The organism is Microcoleus sp. OTE_8_concoct_300 (assembly GCF_031383065.1).
GTDB lineage: Bacteria > Cyanobacteriota > Cyanobacteriia > Cyanobacteriales > Microcoleaceae > Microcoleus.
Genome location: NZ_JANMZH010000140.1, coordinates 24,835 through 46,160 on the forward strand (window position 1 = coordinate 24,835; position 21,326 = coordinate 46,160).

Annotated in this window: 16 protein-coding genes and 1 pseudogene; 12 read left to right on the forward strand and 5 right to left on the reverse strand. The window is 46.8% G+C overall.

What is annotated here, in order from left to right; genetic code table 11:
* The first annotated feature begins 219 nt into the window (after window positions 1–219).
* The 3 genes from ACUVJL_RS06830 to ACUVJL_RS06840 all read left to right on the forward strand — a co-directional run bounded on the left by ACUVJL_RS06830 (window position 220) and on the right by ACUVJL_RS06840 (window position 3,805).
* The gene (locus ACUVJL_RS06830; RefSeq protein WP_445245166.1) at window positions 220–1,866 is read left to right on the forward strand and encodes an aminotransferase class I/II-fold pyridoxal phosphate-dependent enzyme; all 1,647 of its coding nucleotides are present in this window, start codon (window positions 220–222) and stop codon (window positions 1,864–1,866) included.
* Between the two features lie 106 nt (window positions 1,867–1,972).
* Window positions 1,973–2,566: a precorrin-6Y C5,15-methyltransferase subunit CbiT gene (cbiT, locus tag ACUVJL_RS06835; protein WP_445245167.1), complete on the forward strand. Its 594-nt coding sequence runs from the start codon at window positions 1,973–1,975 to the stop codon at window positions 2,564–2,566.
* 321 nt (window positions 2,567–2,887) lie between these two features.
* Window positions 2,888–3,805: a phosphatidate cytidylyltransferase gene (locus ACUVJL_RS06840; RefSeq protein ID WP_445245168.1), complete on the forward strand. Its 918-nt coding sequence runs from the start codon at window positions 2,888–2,890 to the stop codon at window positions 3,803–3,805.
* A 138-nt stretch (window positions 3,806–3,943) separates the two neighbouring features.
* Here the strand turns inward: ACUVJL_RS06840 and ACUVJL_RS06845 are convergent, their stop codons facing one another.
* Window positions 3,944–4,738: an LmeA family phospholipid-binding protein gene (locus tag ACUVJL_RS06845; RefSeq protein WP_445245169.1), complete on the reverse strand. Its 795-nt coding sequence runs from the start codon at window positions 4,736–4,738 to the stop codon at window positions 3,944–3,946.
* Window positions 4,739–5,339: 601 nt separating this feature from the next.
* Between ACUVJL_RS06845 and ACUVJL_RS06850 the strand changes: the two genes are divergently transcribed.
* A complete protein-coding gene (locus ACUVJL_RS06850; RefSeq protein ID WP_445245170.1) occupies window positions 5,340–6,134 on the forward strand; it encodes a pseudouridine synthase in 795 nt (264 codons plus the stop codon).
* Window positions 6,131–7,012 (forward strand): helix-turn-helix domain-containing protein, encoded by an 882-nt coding sequence (locus ACUVJL_RS06855; RefSeq protein ID WP_445245171.1) that lies wholly within the window; start codon window positions 6,131–6,133, stop codon window positions 7,010–7,012. The genes ACUVJL_RS06850 and ACUVJL_RS06855 overlap by 4 nt, the downstream gene beginning before the upstream one ends.
* Before the next feature lie 158 nt (window positions 7,013–7,170).
* Here ACUVJL_RS06855 and malQ read toward each other — a convergent pair whose 3' ends face one another.
* The 4 genes from malQ to ACUVJL_RS06875 all read right to left on the reverse strand — a co-directional run bounded on the left by malQ (window position 7,171) and on the right by ACUVJL_RS06875 (window position 12,201).
* A complete protein-coding gene (gene malQ, locus ACUVJL_RS06860; RefSeq protein WP_445245172.1) occupies window positions 7,171–8,679 on the reverse strand; it encodes a 4-alpha-glucanotransferase in 1,509 nt (502 codons plus the stop codon).
* Window positions 8,680–9,253: 574 nt separating this feature from the next.
* A complete protein-coding gene (locus ACUVJL_RS06865; RefSeq protein WP_332960340.1) occupies window positions 9,254–9,379 on the reverse strand; it encodes a photosystem II protein Y in 126 nt (41 codons plus the stop codon).
* A 201-nt stretch (window positions 9,380–9,580) separates the two neighbouring features.
* The gene (locus tag ACUVJL_RS06870) at window positions 9,581–10,339 is read right to left on the reverse strand and encodes a MinD/ParA family ATP-binding protein (protein ID WP_445245173.1); all 759 of its coding nucleotides are present in this window, start codon (window positions 10,337–10,339) and stop codon (window positions 9,581–9,583) included.
* 71 nt (window positions 10,340–10,410) lie between these two features.
* Window positions 10,411–12,201 (reverse strand): CHASE2 domain-containing protein, encoded by a 1,791-nt coding sequence (locus ACUVJL_RS06875; RefSeq protein ID WP_445245174.1) that lies wholly within the window; start codon window positions 12,199–12,201, stop codon window positions 10,411–10,413.
* Window positions 12,202–12,539: 338 nt separating this feature from the next.
* On the opposite strand from ACUVJL_RS06875, the gene ACUVJL_RS06880 reads away from it, so the two are divergent.
* From ACUVJL_RS06880 to ACUVJL_RS06910, 7 genes and pseudogenes are all read left to right on the forward strand, one after another.
* Entirely contained in the window at window positions 12,540–13,280 is a 741-nt protein-coding gene (locus ACUVJL_RS06880; protein WP_445245175.1) for a DUF928 domain-containing protein, read from the forward strand.
* Between the two features lie 381 nt (window positions 13,281–13,661).
* A pseudogene (iscB, locus tag ACUVJL_RS06885) lies at window positions 13,662–14,927 on the forward strand (RNA-guided endonuclease IscB).
* 85 nt (window positions 14,928–15,012) lie between these two features.
* Window positions 15,013–15,753: a DUF928 domain-containing protein gene (locus ACUVJL_RS06890; RefSeq protein WP_445245176.1), complete on the forward strand. Its 741-nt coding sequence runs from the start codon at window positions 15,013–15,015 to the stop codon at window positions 15,751–15,753.
* Between the two features lie 695 nt (window positions 15,754–16,448).
* Window positions 16,449–17,243, forward strand: coding sequence for an HAD family hydrolase (locus ACUVJL_RS06895; protein ID WP_445245177.1), 795 nt, complete (start codon window positions 16,449–16,451; stop codon window positions 17,241–17,243).
* A gap of 645 nt (window positions 17,244–17,888) precedes the next feature.
* Complete coding sequence (locus tag ACUVJL_RS06900) at window positions 17,889–19,106, forward strand: DNA double-strand break repair nuclease NurA (protein ID WP_445245178.1); 1,218 nt, start codon at window positions 17,889–17,891, stop codon at window positions 19,104–19,106.
* 143 nt (window positions 19,107–19,249) lie between these two features.
* Window positions 19,250–19,468 carry a hypothetical protein gene (locus ACUVJL_RS06905; RefSeq protein WP_445245179.1) on the forward strand — a complete coding sequence of 73 codons (219 nt, stop codon included), beginning with the start codon at window positions 19,250–19,252 and terminating at the stop codon, window positions 19,466–19,468.
* Window positions 19,469–20,479: 1,011 nt separating this feature from the next.
* Window positions 20,480–21,208, forward strand: a complete 729-nt coding sequence (locus ACUVJL_RS06910) for a PEP-CTERM sorting domain-containing protein (protein ID WP_445245180.1) — start codon at window positions 20,480–20,482, stop codon at window positions 21,206–21,208.
* Window positions 21,209–21,326 lie beyond the last annotated feature (118 nt).

A 21,326-nucleotide genomic window follows, 5' to 3' on the forward strand; every position in this document is an offset into this window, starting at 1 on the left:
CCAGGATTTTCAACTGTTTGGATATCATACTTAAGCGGTCGATGTTAAGTCATTTTAGAGAAGTTTGAAATTGAGACAGTGTTGCTTGTGGGCGATTTCAAGGAAAAAGGCAGCAGTCGATGCGATCGCGGAATTTCCAGCAATGGTTTCAGCAATTAATAACCTCCAGTGAAACCTCGGCGGTTGCTATAATTCCAAATAATCAAATCAAGATTAAGCGTGTCACCAGCAAACTCTCAACAACAAACGCCTCTATTAGATGCCTTGCGCGATCGCACAAATCATCCGCACGCCCCATTCTACGCCCCCGGACATAAACGCGGACAAGGAATCTCAGGGCCGCTAGTTGACTTATTCGGTGCCACAGTATTTCGCTCGGATTTGCCGGAATTGCCGGAATTAGATAATCTCTTTAATCCTGAAGGTGCAATTGCCGAAGCTCAAGACTTAGCCGCCGAAGCATTTGGAGCAAAATCAACTCGGTTTTTGGCTAACGGTTCGACTTGCGGAATTATCGCCGCCATCTTAGCGACTTGCGGCCCAGGAGATAAAATTATCCTACCTCGAAATATCCACTCCTCGGCGATTTCTGGTTTAATTTTATCCGGTGCAATTCCGATTTTTGTCAATCCCGAGTACAACTCGGATTGGGATATTGCCAACAGCATCACCCCAGAAGCCACAGCCTCCGCATTAGAACAACATCCCGACGCCAAAGCAGTAATGATGGTTTACCCAACCTATCACGGCGTCTGCGGGGATTTGCGGGCGATCGCCCAAATTACCCATCAATACAACATACCGTTATTAGTAGACGAAGCCCACGGCGCGCACTTTAACTTTCATCCAAACTTGCCAGAATCGGCACTATCAGCCGGTGCCGATTTAACCGTACAATCAATCCACAAAACCCTCGGTGCAATGACACAAGCATCGATGCTGCACGTCAAGGGCGATCGTATAGATATCCAAAAATTAAATAGAGCATTGGAGTTAGTACAATCTACCAGTCCGAGTTACATACTATTAGCATCCCTAGACGCAGCCCGCCAACAAATCGCACTCCACGGCGAACAGTTAATGACTCAAACTTTACTGCTAGCAGAAAAAGCGCGATCGCGAATCAGTTTAATTCCTGGCTTATCAGTTTTAGAACCGTTAAATACACGGGGTTTTGCAGCATTAGACCGAACCAGGCTAACAGTAAAAGTATCCGATTTAGGAATCACAGGATTTGCCGCCGATGAAATTCTGCACTCGGAACTCGCAGTCACCGCAGAACTTCCCATGCCTCAACATCTAACATTTATTATTAGCTTGGGCAATACAGAAACAGATATTGACAATTTAGTTAAAGCTTTGACGATTTTAGAAGGAAGAAGGAAGTTCGGCAACGGATTCTGTAACGGATGTAACGGATGTAACGGATGTCAGGAAGAAGGAAGTTCGGCAACGGATTCTGTAACGGATGTAACGGATGTAACGGATGTAACGGATGTCAGGAAGAAGTCCGAGAGAAGAAGTCCGAGAGAAGAAGTCCGAGAGAAGAAGTCCGAGAGAAGAAGTCCGATGTCCGATGGAAGATTTCCCCACTCTCCCACTCTCCCACTCTCCCACTCTCCCCCTCTCCTCTCCCCCCGCGAGGCCTTCTTTTTGCCAGCGGAAACAGTACCCGCAGACAAAGCAGTCGATCGCCTGTGCGCCGAACTCATATGTCCCTACCCCCCTGGAATACCAGTCCTGATGCCCGGTGAAATCATTACCCTAGAAGCCGTTGACTACCTGCAACAAGTCCTTACCGCCGGCGGCAAAATCACAGGTTGTAGCGATAGAGGCCTCCAAACTCTCAAGGTTGTGCGACAGTAAATATTAAGGCTTGGGGGAAATAGGGAGAATTTCTACTTCTTCCGCGAGTTCCAACTTCGGTCTTGCTTCAATCAAAAATCAAAAATCAAAACTCAAAAATAGAACTATGCTTTGGCCCTACGTCACTCCAGGCATTCCCGATGACTTATTTGAACGTTTACCGGGAATTCCCATGAGTAAGCGAGAAGTCCGACTGCTGTTACTCTCGCACCTGCGGCTGCAAGCAGACTCAGTGGTGTGGGACATCGGTGCAGGTACTGGTACGATCGCCGTAGAAACAGGTTTGCTGTGTCCCAAAGGTCGGATTATCGCCGTCGAAAGGGATGAAGAAGTAGCAAGCTTGATTCGCAGAAATTGCGATCGATTCGATCTCGACAACGTAGAAGTCATAGAAGGCAGTGCCCCGGAATGCCTCAAAAACCTGCCCCAACGGCCCCACCGAGTCTGCATCGAAGGAGGTCGCCCCATTAAAGTCATTCTCCAAGAAGTCTGGCGGTACTTGCAACCCCACGGTAGAGTTGTCGCCACCGCTGGCAATTTAGAGAATCTTTACGCCATTTCCGAAGGGTTCGCCGAGTTGCAAGTCCGCAACATCGAAGTAGTCCAGTCCGCCGTCAACCGCTTGGAGACTCGGGGCCTGAGTCAAACCTTTGCCGCCGTCAATCCCATATTTATTCTCAGTGGCGAAAAGCTGGATTAGTCATCAGTGATTAAAATGACCTACTCGCACACCAAATCAAAGATGATGATCTGGGCCCGGAGGTTGTATGACGTATGACTAAAGACTAAATGTAATTCTTAATCTTTTTTAAGTTCAATTAACCTTTAACCTTCATACTTAGAATAAGGGCGACCATAGCTGGATTGACCGCCTGAGTTGAGATTTTGGATCGACGATTGGGAATGGGGGTTAGCTGTGCAAGGGAGAAACTCGTGCTCTTGAAAAATCCCAAATCCCAAATCCCAAATCCCAAATCCCAAATCGAATGACCCGCCGCCGTCTGCAAGAGAAATTCATTTTATGCCTTGGTCTCGTATCCTCAGTGGAATAGTTGCGATCGCCCTTGCTTTGGGAATGATTATTATGGGGGGATGGTACTTCACCGTCGGCTTTGGGGTCATCGTCTACCTAGGCCAATTGGAATATTTTGAATTAGCAAGGGCTAAAGGCATTGCACCTGCTGCCAAAACTACCTTAGCCGTCAGTCAAGGCCTGCTAATTACTGCCGCCCTAGCACCGCAACTCGTAGACGCCATGTTCCCCCTAGCCGGAACCTTAATCTGTTTCTACCTGTTATTCCAACCTAAATTATCTACGATCGCCGATATTGCCTCCTCAATTTTAGGATTGTTCTACGGCGGTTATTTGCCCAGCTATTGGATACGGCTGCGAGTCGGCCTCGACCCAGCCAATCTTGCTACAACTGGACTGGGGCAAGCAGTAGCAAGCAATTTGCCCGTTAACATTTACTCGCCGCCGTCTTGGACAACTTCCAGCTACATATCTTTAGGATTGACTTCGCTGCTGCTGGCTTTCCTCTGCATCTGGGCCGCTGATATTGGGGCTTATTTTGTCGGCAAATTCTTCGGCCGCACTAGCCTGTCCCACATCAGCCCCAAAAAAACCGTTGAAGGTGCCGTATTTGGAGTTTGCGGCAGCATCGCCGTGGCCGTCGCTGGGTCTTGGTATTTACACTGGCCGGGGTGGCCGTATACTGGGGCTGCTTTTGGTCTGTTGATTGGCGTTGCTAGCCTGTTGGGAGATTTAACTGAGTCGATGATGAAGCGAGACGCCGGTGTTAAAGATTCGGGACAGTTGATACCCGGTCACGGCGGCATTCTCGATCGCACCGACAGTTATGTTTTTACCGCACCCTTAGTCTACTATTTTGTCACTTTACTGTTGCCCGCGATCGACTCTTACCTCCTCGCCCGCTAATTGGGAATTGTCAATTGCCAATTGCCAATTGCCAATTGGGAATGGGGAATTGGGAATTAGGAATTGGGAATTGGGAATGGGGTATGTATTCCCAAGCTGTGCGTCGAAGGTTAAAGTCAACACTCAACAGTTAACTAACTAAGGCAAAACTCTAATACCTCCCCGACAAACAATCTCCCCCGGACTCAAAAGCAACTCTTCTATCTCAACTTCAGGCCCAAAATCAATTTTAAAACCATTGAAATCACTGCTCTTTAATTCTCCATCCATTTCGATTTCTGGTGCTTCAAACATCAATTCGTGATCGCTGGCCATCCGCAAACCAGTCCGCAATACCAAAGGAATTTGCCTACCGCCAGCGCGCAAAATTGCCGCCGAAAGCGTCAACACACCCGCCTCAATTGCAATCTGCGAATTTTGCAACTTCAGCGACTTTTCCCTATCTGTTAGCGGCAGCAGAGGCAGCAAAAATTCGCTCAAAGCATCAGCAAGCAAAGGCGCTTTCAGCGACGCATTCAAATCCGCTTGACTTAGCCTCAAAACGCCTGCCACGGGAACGGATTCCATCAGACGCAGGGGTTGACCTTTGAGAGCTTGACCCAGGTTGATGCGAATGCCACAGCCCTCTAGGGCAACTTCAGTTAGGTGTAGTCCTTTATACACAGCACCCCTCGCGGCAGCCGTTACTTTGGGGATCGCACCGCTGAAGATTTGTCGATCGCTCCCCTCAATTTTCACCTTCAACTCGTCCACCTGCTGAACTTGCGATCGCAGCCACAACTGCACCGCCGGAGACAGCACGGCGCTCGCGATCCGGCTGCCTTGACTCGTCGGCGAAGGTTTCCCCGGCTCAAAGCCGAGATTAACAGTCCCACCAGAGCCAGCAGCGCCATCTCTATTGTCAAATTGAAGAGAGTTTCGATCGACAGTCATAAACAATTTCAGAATATAAACCTTAATATTCAAGCACAGAAATTTAACTAGAACTTGCGTATCTGGCCTCATCAACCCGGTTTCTTCATAGATATATCGCCGTCAACCTCTGATTCTTCTGGCGAAACCGGGTTGATGAGCGCAACTCCTATGAGCTCCCAAAGCAAGCAGAAATCTCGAATCAGCAACGCCAGAAGCAGAAAAATTCTCACCCTGAAGGGCCTTTTGATCTCTCCTTCCTTCGCGAGTTGTGCGATCCCCAGGAAAAATTCGCGATCGAGCGTATAAAATTAACCAGGAGTACGGGATTTATGGTAGTGTGGGTTTAGGGTCTGGTCAGACCCACAGCTCTCTAATTAGCCGCAAACCAAGGGTGCAAGCCTGTGCCTGGCGCGAGTCTTTTCCTCGTAGTTTTTGCACAACATTCAGGGTCATGCCATCAGGACAATCCTTACATGGCGCAACGCCCTGTAAGAATTGGTCGAGCATTAGTAATTTATTCCCAACCCGGAATTGAGCATTGCCAGCATCGGTTAATCAATTAACCGTGTCGTGTTTCCTCCCCCACCGCTCGCGAGTTGGGGGTTTCCACACTCCCGTCATGTCTGATGAAAGGCTGCAAAAAATCCTCGCCCAGTGGGGCATTGCCTCTCGCCGTCTTGCAGAACAGATGATTGTAGCTGGACGAGTCCGAGTTAATGGCAATATAGTTCGCTTAGGAGAAAAAGCGAACCCCGATCGGGATCTGATCGAAGTCGATGGAGTCCCGGTAAAACCAACGGATCGACCGTCACAGGTTTATCTGTTGCTCAACAAACCGGCAGGCGTTGTTTCTACTTGCAGCGATCCCAGAGCCCGATCGAAAGTTCTCGACTTGCTGCCGCCCCAACTGCGCTCGGGTCAAGGCATCCACCCCGTAGGACGCTTAGATGCAGATTCCACCGGCGCCCTCTTGCTCACCAATGATGGTAAGCTGACATTTTGTTTGACCCATCCGCGTCACTCGATCGCCAAAACTTATCACGTTTGGGTGTTGGGCGATCCCCCGGAACCCATACTGCAAGCGTGGCGTCAGGGCATCATCTTGTCAGGCAGAAAGACTTTGCCCGCGAAAGTTAGAGTTCTAGATCGCGCGCGCGAGCAAACTCTGTTAGAAGTCATTCTATCAGAAGGCAGAAACCGACAGATTCGGCGAACAGCCGAGCAGTTGGGATATCCCGTGGTGCGCCTGCACCGCACTGCCATCGGCCCGATTCAATTGCAGCGGCCCGAATTGCCAATATTGGCACCAGGCTGCTACCGACCCCTAGAAGATTCGGAAATTATTTATTTATGGAATCTAGTCAACCTAACATCAATAAGCGTGCCAGCAAATTCCCAGGAGCACAGCATATGACAAAGAATTTATTGTTTTTATTCTTCAAAACAACTAAGAAGAAACTGCACTCCCAAGAGCCAGAACCAGCTCAGAAGAAGCTAGCGGAAATTGGGGCTCAACTCCGCCAGTACCGCGAACAGCACTCGATTTGTTTGGACAAAGTAGCCCTGGTAACAATGATTCGGCGGAATCTGCTGCAAGCCATTGAGGAGGGTCAACTCGACCAACTTCCCGAACCCGTCTACACTCAGGGTTTGATCAAGCGCTACGCGGAAGCAATGGGTTTGGACGGAAGTCAGTTTGCCGAGTTTTTCCCGATCGAACCGCCACCTCGATCGAGAACCAAGCTATCCTGGCAAGATGGACCTCAGTTGCGGCCGATCCACCTGTACCTCTTTTATACATTTCTAATTATCTGTTCAGTCAATGTCTTATCTCATTTGATGGGCAGTTCTGTGACCGCAAAAAACGGTACGGGAGCCGAAGAACTCACACTTGGGCAGCAACAACAAGCTCGCGCCGCTGCTGAGGCATCGAGGGCCTCAAAAACTCAGAAACCCCAGAGTTACGCCACTGTGGAAGCAGCAAGAACCGGTCAAAAATTAGATACATCTGGCAATAAACCAGTGATGGTTAGCCTCACTTTTAAAGCAGAATCGTGGATGCAGGTTGAAGTCGATGGCAAAACAGAGTTTGAGGGAGTTTTGCCGACCGGGACTGTGCGCACCTGGCAGGCTCAAAAGCAATTGGTAGTTGTAGCTGGTAATGCCGGCGGAGTAATGATTGCTGTTAATAACGGACAAGCCGAACTACTCGGAGTTCCTGGAGTCGTCAAAGAAGTGGTTTTTAAAGCAGAGGAACTCAAGCCTTCAGCAAAGCCCAAGAATGAAGGTTAATTGTTAATTGTTAAGTGGTAATTGTTAATGGGTAATCGGAAATAGGTAATGGCTGGCAGTCCACAGCTTTTAACTAGAATGTCGGTCTTTATTGACTCATTACCAATTACCAATTACCCCTTAACAATTACCCATTACGAACTACCCATTCCAGACGATCAATTTTTCTGGGGAGCGCGCCCGGAGATGTAAGTCATGGTTTTGAGCCGATCGCCAACTTCCCTATTCAAAGCTTCGGGCCGATACCGCCAGCCCCAATTTCCCTCTGGTTTCCCCGGAAAATTCATCCTCGCGTCAGTACCCAAACCCAACAAATCTTGAAACGGCACAATTGCCATATTAGCAATAGACATCCAACCCATGCGGATTAAAGACCAGTGGATTCCTTGGGGATCGATGCAGCCCAAATAACGCAAAACCTCATCTCTTTCGTAGTTTGACAGTTGATTGAACCAGCCGACAGTCGTATCGTTGTCGTGGGTGCCGGTGTAAACTACGCAGTTGCGATCGTAGTTGAAAGGCAAAAAAGGATCGCCAGGGCCCGCGCCGAAAGCAAACTGCAAAATCTTCATTCCTGGAAACTCGTATCGATCGCGCAAAGCTTCCACTTCTGGAGTAATTACCCCTAAATCCTCAGCGATAATCGGCAAGTTGCCAAACTTCTGGTTAATTAGATCCAACAAAGCTGTTCCCGGCGCTTTAATCCACTCTCCGTACATAGCAGTTTCTTGCCCGCGCTTCACGGCCCAGTAAGCCTCAAATCCTCGAAAGTGGTCGATCCGAGTCACGTCTACATAAGCAAAAATCGCTTCAAAACGCTCCACCCACCACTCGAAATTATTTGCTTGCAACTTCTCCCAATTGTAGACGGGGTTGCCCCACAATTGACCTGTTTCGCTGAAGTAATCCGGGGGAACTCCCGCCATTAAAGCTGGTTCTCCGCTGGCTTCATCCAAGCAGAATATTTCTCGATGAGACCACACATCCGCGCTGTCGTGAGCTACATAAATCGGAATGTCGCCAATAATTTTAATGTCCCGCAGATTGGCATAGCGTTTCAACTCCGTCCACTGGCGAAAAAACTCAAACTGGACGTATTTGTAGTAATAAATCTCAGCATTTAGCTGCTGGCGCCACTTCTCTAGAGACTCGGGTTCTCGACGGGCAATTTCTGGTTCCCAATTGTTCCAGCTAACACCGCCAAAGTTGTCTTTTAGTGCCATAAATAAGGCGTAATCTTCCAGCCAATTCTCTTTGCTTTCGCAAAAAGCTGAGAATTCTTTTTGCTGGATCGGCGATGCTTTGGCTTTGAAGTTTTCGCAAGCTTTTTTGAGCAAAGGCACTTTCAGGGCGATCGCCCGCTCGAAGTCTACATAATCGAGCGGAAATTCTGGTAAATTAGCGAAGTCTTCATCGGCAAGTAATTGCTCGTCCTGCAGCAGTTCTGGGTTGATCAGCAGCGGATTTCCCGCCATTGCTGAATAGCACGAATAAGGAGAATTGCCGTATCCTGTCGGCCCCAGCGGCAATACCTGCCAGTATTGCTGGTCGCTCTCTACTAAAAAGTCAATAAAGCGATATGCTTCTATTCCCATGTCCCCAATGCCAAATCGGCTGGGAAAGGATGTGGGGTGGAGTAGCATGCCACTTGAGCGGGGAAAAAGCATAATCTATCTAAAGATATAGGAATTAAACATTGACAATTTGACCGATATTCCCTAGCAGTTAAACTTGGCAGTTTTTAGGGCGATTGTCAGGGCAAATACTTTTGTGATTGTCTCATATTTTCTGCCAGAACGTGCTTGCCAAATATTTTTATCGCACTCTACTCACAACTTCTGATATCAAATCCGGTAGCATCGGAATTATTCCTCTCTGTATTCTCTCCCTCTGCGTTAAGAGCGCCCTCTGCGGTTAAATCATTCCGATGCAACCGGAAACGATATGACTAGAGCCCAAAACATCAAAATCCCGAGTTACCAGATTGCCTCGCTTTCGCAACGCCGGTTTTTTTACCCACCCTCGTCTGCTGCAACAAAGTATTTTGGTCGATCGCACCCGGTTTCTGCCTAACCTTTCAATATAACTTTTCTTTCGCTTTCGACCCATCTCTGTGCAGTCGTAAATTGCCCCCCTGCCCAAAATCCGCCATCACTTAAGCAGAGCCTATGCACAAATCAGCCGGCTGTTTTGTATCTCAAAAAACAGTCGGCTGCGGAATTAGCTGAAAAGAGGCTGAGTTTAAGCTTGGTTGTTAAACATTTTCTGCACTTGTTTGAGAGCTAAAGTGCCGATGTTGTAAGCTGCCCAGCCGCCCGCCAACAATACGGGCATCAATACTATTAGTATGCGGAAGTCAAAATCCATGAGTTCTCCTCCTAAAGTTTTTTAACAAATTCTCATAATCTATTTGTATCTCATTTTGTCGCCATTCTCCTGACTCTTTAACCAAATATTGTCGCCTTTGAAATTCCTGGGCCAGCAGCCCCAGACGCAGGAGGACATCGCTGCACAAGAATTGAGATCGAAACTCAAACTCGCGGGGGATCTCGACATTCGCTGCACCACTTATTCCAAAATCAGTTTCGCAATCCCTTCCACCACCTGAGTTAGAGGATCTTTAGGGAAGTGCAGCACAAACACCCCCTTGCTGGCGAGAAGCATCATCTTGTCGCTGTGGGGCAGCACCCCTGCAACTGGGATGTTGTAAATACTCTCTACTTGCTGCTTCAAATCCTCGAAATCTAGGGATTCAGGGGCTTTATTGATCGTCATCAAAATCTTGGGAACTTCTAATTTTCGGGCCACATCTACCGTGACAGCCGTTCCCTGAAAATCTTGCTGATCCGGACGCAGAATCAGTAACAGGATGTCGGAAATGGTGATGCTGAGGAGGGTTTCTTCGTTGAGCCCCGGGTGCGTGTCGATAAATAGGTAGTCTAAGTCCAGAACATCGATCAGTTCTTGAAAGCCGTCGGTAAGCAGGCCCACATCGTAGCCTTCGCGCAAAACTCGCGCTATCTCCCCTGCTTTAATGCTCGAAGGAATCAGGTAGAGCGTGCCGTTACTGGCTAATTTGGGCAGCAGCGAACTCACATCGTAGGCTGTATCCCCGATCGGACACCGGCCCCACAGGTAATCGTTCAGGCAGCGATCCATGTTGCTCTCGCTGAAACCGAACAGCACGTGAATCCCCGGCGATTGAATGTCGGTGTCCACAATGGCGACCCGATTTCCGCCGCGAGCGATAATAGCTGCCAGGTTTGCTGTCGTATTCGATTTGCCAGTTCCGCCGCGGTAAGAGTGGACAGAGATGATTTTGGACATGATCTGCGTATGAGGGTAAGAAACGGCGAGAATTAATTATGATGCAATTCTCGATGCAGTCGAGTTCTCTGTCATTCTTCCTTGTCCCCCAAATCCTCCTTGTCTGCTAAACTCTCAATTTTTTCATCTTGTATCCTCTTTTCTGCGCCCCTGCGCTGCCGCATCAGTTTGGCTTTGGCTTGCAAATGACTGAACTCGTCATCTGGTTTGGTTTCGGCTGAACTAGCACCGCCGCCGGCATCAGGAGCCACACCGGTTTTTGAGCTGGTTTCCAATTCAGTCACGGCGACGGGCTGATTCTGCTGTTTAGCTGTTTGCTCCAACGGAGGTAAGTATTCGTCAGTCTGACTTTCGGCTTTGGGAAGCTCTGGGACACCAGCAGTTATTTTTTGGGGATCGGAAGGTGCTTTTTCAGAGGTTTCTGGTTTGCTACCCCTCAGTTTATCTTTCTTTCGCTGCAATTCTCTAAAGAAATCAGATTCTGTGATTTCTGCGACTTGCTGTGCTTTTTTGGCTTGGTCTATTTCGATTTTGAAGACTTGTTTTACTCGATCCCTAATTGCTTTCCCGTATCCGGCTTTATTAAATCTGTCTGCTGATACTATGCTACTGCCAGCTAGGACTAATGCTAAGGTTGGCGCTGTCACAGGCACCCACCCTCCCAACAGAAAAATCCCAAAGCTGATCGCGCAGCACCCGGACAGCATGGCTGCGAATGCCCCCCCCAACTTCGCTGGGTGAGCTATCCGCGATGCCAAGGTTCCTCCCACAATTGACCATCCCGAAATCCACAAGATTTCTGCCCATTCCGGCCAAAACCAAAACATCGGTCTGTTGTCTAAAACTGTACTCAAAATTTGGCTGACTACTTGTGCGTGTGCCACGATACCCGGCATGAATTGGTTGTTTTGCTGTTGCCCACTGTAAGGAGTATAAAATAAATCTTTAACGGTTTCTGTGGTGTAACCGATCAGAACTATTTTATCTTTAACTAAATGCGGGTCAACTTTCCCTTCTAAAACATCCGTAATTCTGACTTGGTTTGCGACTTTCCGCCTGGAACGATAGTTAATTAATATTTGATATCCCCTGGCATCGACATTTGTGTATCCTCCGTCATTACTTTGTAGTCGTTTTAATTGGGTTTTTCCCAGCCATAAAGATTGATCAGGTGCCAGGTGGGGATAAATTTTTTGCCCTTGCAGGTAGCGGAGTGCTAGCTTGAGGTTGAAGGAATATAAAACTTGAGAGTTGTCATTGCAAAGATGTTTCTCTACCGAGGAGTTGCCCTCAATTTTCGGTGGTTTCATAAATAATAAAGACCTGCGGAGTATGCCGCCTGGATCGACTCCGAAATCTGCAAATCCCACCCGGTTTTCTGGGATTCCCGGCGGAGGCGGAGAACCGGGATTGTCCGGGCTGCCGTCGGTGACTAAACATACCCCGATAATTCGATCGCTTTTTTGTAAAACTTTAGTTAATTCCTCGCGCCCGTCTCCTAAAGGTACGTCTCGCAGTACATCTAAACCGATGACTGCAGGCTGCATTTTTTCCAGTTTTTGTAAGACTTCAGCTATTTTGCGATCGGGTATCGGCCAGTCCTGCAGTTTCTGAATGTCTGCTTCGGTAATCCCCACAACTAGCAAGCGCGAGTCTGGCTGTTCCTCGGGACGCCACCTCACCATTTGGTCGTAAACGCTTAATTCTATGGGTTCGAGTATTCCTAGCTGTCTGGCCCCCATCAAGGATAATGTTACTGCCGCGCTGGCAATTAATACAGACTTAGCAAATGCTAGTGATGGTTTATACATTTGACTCACTTGAGCCGCTGCCGATCGAATTTTGTTAGATATTTTACTCATTATCCCAGCATAAAAGTTTGACTTGTTTCTGGAACAGCAGTTGTTTCGCCTTTATGGCCTGCCGGAGACTTCCTCCATCTTAGGACACCCAGGAACTCCGACCGCTTTGTTACAAAATTTTACATTTGGCACCCAGCAACTGTATGCAATGATACTGGCGACCTAGGTTGGCTGATTTTCCCGACGGATAATCCCCTTGCCGATCGAATTAATTAATGTTATGGATAATATGTCAAGATTAAAATAGTGTATCTACGCCATCTACTAGCAGCTCCAAAATATTTGTCGCCATCAGCAAATACCTGTGTTTGCAATATTATAGTGAAAGGTACAACAAAATGAAACGTTTGCTACGTCAAGCTACACTTGCGGTCGCCGTATCTGCGATGGCAGCGACCCTCCCCAGTTCACTTGCACCGATGCGGGCACAAGCCCAGCCGCTTCTGCTGAGTCAAAATGTTAATTTCAATCCTCCCGACGTAACAGCCCCCACCAGCCGACAAGGAGGGACACATCGCGGCAGCAAGCTTTGTCCGGCGGGTTTGTCTATTACTCCTTTAGTGCCTCCAACTAATATCGGTTTAACCCTAACAGAGTCTCCCACAATTTTTGTCTATGTTCCTCAAACCTCGGCAAAAATAGAGTTTACTGTCCTCAACGAGAAAGAAGAGGAAGTGGTCTACGAAAAAACATTTAAACTTGACAAATCAGGGATTGTTGGAGTCACCATTCCTGCTATGGGCAACAACAAATCCCTTGAAGTTGGTAAGCGATACGTGTGGTCATTTTCGCTAGTTTGCGACCCCGAAGACCGATCGGGAGATTTAGTTGTTAAAGGGTTCGTGCAGCGAATTGAACCCCAGGCCACTCTCAAGAGCGATTTGGCAAATGCCGACCAGATGACTAAGCTCAACGTTTACGCTACAAATGGGATTTGGTACGAAACTCTCGCTACTTTAGCCCAAATGCGGCGCCAGACACCTGGGGATGCGAGGCTGACAGCCAAGTGGACGCAATTATTGGAGTCCCAAGGACTGGAATCAGTTGCAGCTCAACCGCTGCTGGTTCAGCCTCTTTAAAGCTCGCTATTTGTTGAAGTTTTGTCAGTCTTCCTATGGCTAGGTGAAAATTGACAAATTTACCCGCTCGCGGCCGGAGTTTTAACTCCGGCTTAAAAGTAGAGATGGGCTCTATCACATCTCTACAATTTGGTGAAAGAGTCAATAACTAAGCCCTAAAGGAACCCTCGCTTGCAAGAATAGTTTGCAAGCTATACTGACGAGTCTAACTCTTCACGGCCTCGGTTATCAGGGTCAAAACACTCCTTGAATGCGACGCTAGTTTCCCGCTGTGTCGCTTTCAATTAAACAGTTCTCAAGTCACGCTCAACATTGTTGTAAGCCGCAAGAACCCAGATAACGAGGTCGAAGCTAACTTTACCCCGCAAGGGAGGACTTAAAATGTCTAATCTTGTTTTTGTTCTAGATACTGAGAAACGACCACTCTTACCGGTTCATCCTGGTAAAGCACGTAGGTTGTTGAACGCCGGAAAAGCTGCTGTATTTCGGAGGGATCCGTTTACGATCATTTTAAAAGTGGTAGTAACAGCAACCCCTGAATCAATCACTTTAAAAATAGACCCCGGCTCTCAAACCACAGGTATCGCATTAGTGCAGGGAGAAAAAGTCGTCGTTGACCCAGCATTAACCCATCGCCGTCAATCGAGCAAAACAAGTCTTGAATCCCGAAACGAGTTGCGTCACTCACGAATAAATCGTCACACACCATACTGCCAAGCAAGGTTCTTGAATCGCACCCGTCCCAAGGGTTGGTTAGCACCATCCTTGCAACATCGGGCAGAAAAAACTCTAACTTGGATCAAAAAATTGCTCCCACTTGCACCTATCGGTTCAATCGTTCAAGAGCTTGTCCGATTTGACCTACAACGATTAGAAAATCCTGAATTTTTAGGGATTGAATATTAACAAGGAGAATTGCCAGGTTACGAAATCCGTGAGTATTTACTCAATAAGTGGGAGAGAAAATGTGCTTACTTCGGTGTGGAAAATATAGCATTGCAAGTTAAGCATATTTATCCGAGAGCCAAGGGTGGAAGCAATCGAATTTCTAATCTCTGCCTTGCGTGCCCTTCGTGCAACCAAAAGAAAGGTGCTAAAAACACAGTTTTTAGCTAAAAAACCTGATATTCGGAAGCGCATTCTCGCACAAGCTAAACGTCCCCTCAAGGATGCTGCTGCTGTAAATTCCACTCGATGGGCTTTGTTTAATCGCCTGAAAGAAACGGGATTGCCTGTGGTGACTGGTTCTGGTGGATTGACTAAGTTCAACCGTACTCGATTAGAACTACCTAAAACCCATTGGCTTGATGTTGCCTGTGTGGGTCAAGTTGAATCGCTAGAAGTTCTCACACACAAGCCGCTGTTAATTAAAGCGAGGGGACACCCAACTCGTCAAATCTGCCGCACGGATAAGTTTGGATTCCCATCTTGGTATGTTCCGAGAAACAAGTCTGTCAAAGGTTTTCAAACTGTGATATTGTAAAAGCGGTGCTTACGACTGGTAAGAAAATAAGTAAATATGTGGGTCGTGTTGCCTGGGGTTCAAGTGGCTCATTCAAGATTTCAGGATCAGAATTAGTTCCAGGAATCAGCCACCGATACTGCAAAATTGTCCATGGCAAAGATAGCTATGGTTACGCCTTTTGAAGATTCACTCACTTATTGAAAGCCCCGAGTCGTTTCCCACGAGCAGTCTAAAGACGCGCTAGGAACCCACTTACCGAATTTTTTTATGAAACGTTTTCTAAATTTTACTGCACTGGCGATGGCTGTATTTGCGATCGCAGTTACTCTCTCCAGTTTGCTTACACCGATGCAGGCTGTGCCTGCACCAATTCTCCTGAGTCAGAATGTTAATTTCCATCCCCCAGATGTAACAGCCCCCGACAACCGGCAAGGGGGGACGCATCGAGGCGACGCTTGTCCCAAGGATTTATCTATTATTCCTTTAATACCTAAAAGCAATGATGGTTTAACGCTAGGAGAGTCGCCAACATTCTTTGCCTACGTTTCTCAGTCTTCGACTCCAGTCGAGTTTACTTTACAAACTGACGATGAAGAAGGAACCGAGGTTTACAAAACTACTTTCAAAGTTGACAAACCCGGGATAGTTGAGGTCAGTATTCCTGCTATCGCCGATCGCCAAAAATTTCTTGAGATTGGCCAGCGATATCAGTGGTCGTTTTCGGTGGCTTGCGATGACGATCCGTCGGGGAATTATTTTGTTAACGGAATCGTGCAGCGAATTGAACCGCAGGAAACTCTCAAGAAGGATTTGGCAAATGCCGACCCTATGGCTAGGGCGATCGCTTATGCTAAAAATGGGATTTGGTACGACACTCTTGCTACTCTAGCCCAAATGCGGCGCCTCGCACCCGATGATTCGGCACCCAGGGCCGAGTGGACGCAATTGTTGCAGTCCCAAGGACTAGAATCGATTGCCGATCAACCGCTAGTTCAGTCTTTTGAATAACGACTCTTGACTAATCACTGCTGAGTGTTTGCACAGTCAATTCTTCTATTCTTCTATTCTTCTATCCAGTTACCGAAAGCAGCCAGGCTAGAAGCCCCCGGATTGATCCGTGCAGAACTAAAAACCTACTATCGGATAACAAGTCCCCGGATTGATCCCTGACCTAGCTTTCTTCAATTCTCCAATTCTTCAATTCTTCAATCCAAAATCTAAAATCTAAAATCTAAAATCGATTGACCCAAAGCAGCCAGGGTTGAAGCCCCCGGATTGATCCGTACAGAACTAAAAAACCTAGTATCGGATAACAAGTCCCCGGATTGATCCGTGATATCATGTCCGATGGATTGACCATAATATCCCGACCGGGCGGGTTTTTGAGATTGTCAATTATTGGCAGATATTGGCAGGTTTACCCGCCCCTACCTGATTTCTGGTAATCGACCGGACATGATATGAGCTCGCTTTCTTCAATTCTTCAATTCTCCAATTCTTCAATCCAAAATCTAAAATCTAAAATCTAAAATCGATAGATTGACCGAAAGCAGCCAGGGTAGAAGCCCCCGGATTGAGTCGTGCAGAACTAAAAAACCTAGTATCGGATAACAAGTCCCCGGATTGATCCGTGAGCTCGCTTTCTTCAATTCTTCAATCCCAAATCCCAAATCTAAAATCTAAAATCTAAAATCGATAGATTGATGGCTAATAACTTTCCGACAATTCTAGCTCTTGATTTTGACGGTGTGATTTGTGACGGACTAATCGAATATTTCCAAACAGCTTGGCGTACCTACTGTCAAATCTGGAAACCAGTCGAAACAGTGCCCGATGCAGATTTAGCTTTGAGTTTTTACCGAGTGCGGCCCGCCATCGAAACTGGTTGGGAAATGCCGCTGCTGATCCGTGCACTGCTGACAGGCTTTTCCCCAGAGCAAATTTTGCTGGAGTGGCCCAATATAGTACCGCATTTATTGACCGAAAATAATTTGAAAGCGCAGTCTATCGGCGCTATGTTAGACGGATTGCGCGATAATTGGATTGCTGATGATTTATCTGGGTGGCTGTCTTTGCACCGCTTTTATCCAGGGGTTGCCGATCGCTTGCAATCCTTGCAGGAGAGTTCGGTGAAAGTGGCGATCGTCACTACGAAGGAAGGTCGTTTTGTGCGGGAACTTTTGCAGCTAGCAGGCGTACAAATGCCGTCCGAGTTGATTTTTGGCAAGGAATACAACAAGCCGAAACACCAAACTTTGCGGGAATTTTTGGCAGCGTCTGGCAAAGATTCGACTATTTGGTTTGTGGAAGACCGCTTAAAAACTTTGCTGTCGGTGAAGCAGCAGCCGGATTTATCTCAAGTGAGGTTATTTTTGGCTGATTGGGGTTACAATACTTTGCCAGAACGGGAATCGGTTGCCCAAAACCCACCCGTTCAATTGCTTTCTCTGTCGCAGTTTGCCGGAGATTTTGCCGATTGGCTGCCGGCCGAATGTTGATGTTAGATTTGTTTGCAGGTGGGATTTTTTTTTGCTTGTCAGAGTCAAAAAAACTCACAAAATTTTACAGTTTTTTTGTTGACTTTGACGGCGATGGTATGGTATTTTTATATAATGGGATGGTTGCAAAAATAATATTTTTGGACAGATTCCCATTATAATATAAATATAACAAAAATCCCCCAAAAAAGCAAGAATCTCGACCCAAAAAATTATTTTTTTTTGATACAGTCTTGCACGCATTCTTGACCTGAGAAACTAAATTTTTTACAGTTTCTGGGGCTACAAGGAAATATTTTCGTCCATCAAACCATGTGGCTGACCAAAAAAGCAAGCTTGGTAACCGACAATTTGAAAATTGTTTTGATAATTTCTCAGCTTCAGGGCCCACAGGTGGGGCAGAGAAACCCGGTTGATACGAGTTTTGGGTTTAGTAAGGACAAATTTACCAAGAAACCGGGTTTAGCTTTTGCGACGAGTGCGATCGCGAAATCAACTTAAAATATTTCTCATCGGGTGAGAAACCCGGTTTCTACCAGTTTTCGGTTTGGTAATGAGAAATCAACGAAGAAACCGGGTTTCTGAGCTCGCGAGTGCGATCGCGAACTAAAATTGAAAGCTTTCTAATATTGAGACTTAAAACCAATGCTCGATTTAACTAAAGCAGCCAAGGCAATGCAGGGAATGAGCCAACATTTGAATGTGGAAGCTCAGGCGGCTCGTCAGCGTTTGGAAGTGGCTCAGAATTTGCTGATCAAGGCTGCAGCGGAACAGGAAAAATTGGTGGAATTGCAAGAGAGTTGGCGCGATCGCACTTTATTTAATGCTGCTACGCCGATCGAGCCCTTAGACGATCGCACCTACATCACCGCACCCCCCGCCGCTCACACAGTCTTTGCCACAGACGGCTCGCAAATTTCCCCTAACCATCACGAAATAGCCTACTGCTACTTGCTAAACGTCGGCACTGTCATGCTACACTACGGGCAAAGTCGCCACCCAGTTTTAGACAGCGTACCCGAGGTTTTCTACAAACCCGAAGACTTGTACGGTTCGCGGCAGTGGGGAATTAGAACCGAAGAATGGATGGGATATCGGCGCGCCGTTTCCGAAGCAATTGCCTTGGCAGAAATGGGCGAAAATTGGGCAAAAGTTAACGACAATAAATTGCCCGCGCCAGCTTTAGCCATGGTAGACGGTTCCCTGATTTATTGGTTTTTGGAACAGTTACCCAGCGAAGCGCGCGATCAAATTTTGCAGCCAATTTTAGAAGCTTGGCACAAGTTGCGTTTAGCAGGAATTCCCCTCTTAGGATACTTAAGCGCTTCTCGCAGCAGCGACAGCTTATCTTTTTTGCGGTTTGAAGCTTGCACCCACGAAGTACCAGACTGCATGACAAATTGCCCGAACGTCGGATTTGCAGCCACAATTTCTTTCGCCGAAAAAGCACCTTGTCAAGAATTTGAACCCTTGCGGGATGCCATCTTGTGGGCAACAATCCTGTCACCGGGACAAAGAAGTCCTTTATGGAAATCCCAAGCTCGAATCTTAGATTTGTACGGCCTGAATTCAGTTTATTTCTGTTACGTTCACGTCGGCACAGAAATTGCTAGGATAGAAGTGCCGGAATGGGTAGCACAAGATACAGCACAGCTAGATTTAGCATTGGGAATGATGCTCGCTCAGGTACACAAAGGCGGCGGCTATCCGGTGACGCTAGCAGAAGCTCACAATCAAGCGGTAGTCACGGGAGGCGATCGAACTCGCTTTTTCGCTTTGTTAGAGCAGCAAATGATTAAAGCCGGCTTAAAAAATGTGGGAATTTCTTATAAGGAAACACGCAAACGCGGTAGTATTGCTTAAAGTAATAAGTACAGTAGTCCTGGAGGCAGAAACCTGGTTTTTACGTAAATACTACATTTGAGCCTTTAACACTCATAAAAAACAGGTTTATTTGGTATTGATGCGTAAGTTATGTAGAGTTTAAATAGAGTTAAAAATGTTATATGCCAATAGAACTAATTATCTTAATTGCTTCCTTACTTGTGTCTTTGCTGGTATTTAATTGGGCTTTTAAAGTGTTGAAAGCTAGCATCGGGACAGCGATTTCTTTAGCAGTTATTGTGCTGGCGATGCAGTTATTGTTTGGCATCGGACCAAACCAGCTTTTTCAACATATAATTCACCTGCCGGAAACCCTGGGGAAAATGATTTCAGGCAAGTGATCCGATTTTAGATTTTAGATTTTAGATTTTAGATTCGAGAACAAATTTAAAATTTAAAATCGATAGTATTCGGTTTCATTCCTCAACCCAACTTACAGGGTATTCAGTATCAGACTTGATATAATAAGCTGCTACCCATAGGCGAGAGTGTCCGAGTGGGAGAGGGGCAGAGGGTAAAAATCAGTGACAGGGTGACAACGCCTCTGGAACTTTGATGGTAAAAGCATTGAAGCCCCTGAAACTCAAAAAAGATAGCGGATTATTGACAGGCTTATCTTACTCATAAGATTGTCCGAGACATCCTTGAACCTGATTCAAGGGATCTCGCCACTCTCTTTTATTGACTCACGCCGCGAAGATATTTTCGCGTCGTCACTCAACTCAAAACCTTGACGCAGCTTTGCTTTCAACCTGCGTGTCACCCCGTCAACCCCAACGCCCCGCCGGAGGAACTATGGGAACCCGAAGGTGCAAGTTACTACAACGGCGAACTTATCCTGCAACCGAGACAGGGGTGGACTTTGGAATAACAGTTAGAACTTTTGGATACCCACCCACTGTTTACTGGCCGATGTCTCCGCTGCGAAATGACTTATCCCAAATACGAAACGCCGCCTGTTCATGGGGATTGTTCGGCTTGTGCATGGATGGATGATTCGGTGTGAGGCGATGGTTCGCAGCGGTTCTGTTTTGGTAATGGCGCTACCTGCTCTCTACAGCATTTATGCAGGTAACTTTCTGGTTAAGATGTGATAATTTAAATAAATAATTATGGTTTTTTAAGTAAGCTATAGCGGTTCGATCGCGTGGTGAGGTATGGGGGCAAGTCCTATGCCCATCCCCACGGAGGCCTATGCCCTATGCCCTATGCCCTATGCCCTATGCCCTATGCCCTATGCCCGCGAGAGCACCTCATGTTACTGAGAAAGGCTATAGCTAGTATTTAGGTAGTTTGATTACTCAGTGAGCTTCCCAGTCAAGTTGTTTACGATAAAAGGAAATTTAGTTTTCATGAACAATCTTTACCACAAAGTCGCAGTTGCCTCTGTTTGCACCGCTCTAGGTTTTGCCCTGGGAGCAAGCAAAGAAGCTAAAGCAGCTACGTTTACTATGGTACCTACTATTACTTTTCAAGTCAACGATAATAACTTTGACGGCCGGGGAGACAGAGTTCAGAGTGGGAATTTTGATTTCATTGTGAGGGGAACTTTTGCTGAAGCAGCAGAGTTTGGCGAAATCAATATCGGGAGTTTTTCTTTGGCCCCTAATACAGTTATTAGCCGTGCTATTTTTCAGGGTGAGATTGACACTTTTTTAATCTATGGTCTTGGGGTGAGCGCTACTAATCCTGGTAGTGTTGGTATCTTTGGCTATGTAGGAAACGGAACAGCCGAGGCCTCAGATTTTGAAGCAGGAGTATTGTTAAGTTCTGTAGATATCTCATCCTCATCTCCCGGTGATATTCTTAACTTTGATGTAACTCCGTTTGTTAAGCAGCGAGTTAGCAACGGCGATGCTTTTGCTGGGTTTGGTATTCGTGCCTTGAACTTTGGTGGCCTGGCGCTAAACACTTCTAATTTTTCAGGTATCAAGCCAAGCCTGATAGTTGAAACCGCCGATGTTACCGAGTCTGTGCCTGAACCAACCACAATCCTCACTGCAGCTATAGCCCTAGGCTGGGGAGGATGGCTGAAACGAAAGAATTCAAGTCAGCAGAATAAAACAAAGTCAAAAGGTTAATCTATCGTTTGACAGAATTTGCGGGCAATAGTTTGCTGGAAAACCCACCTGAAAGTGCAGCCGACTAATCCCCCAACAAACATCCAAAACGCATATTGAGGCAGCACAGTTAACAGCA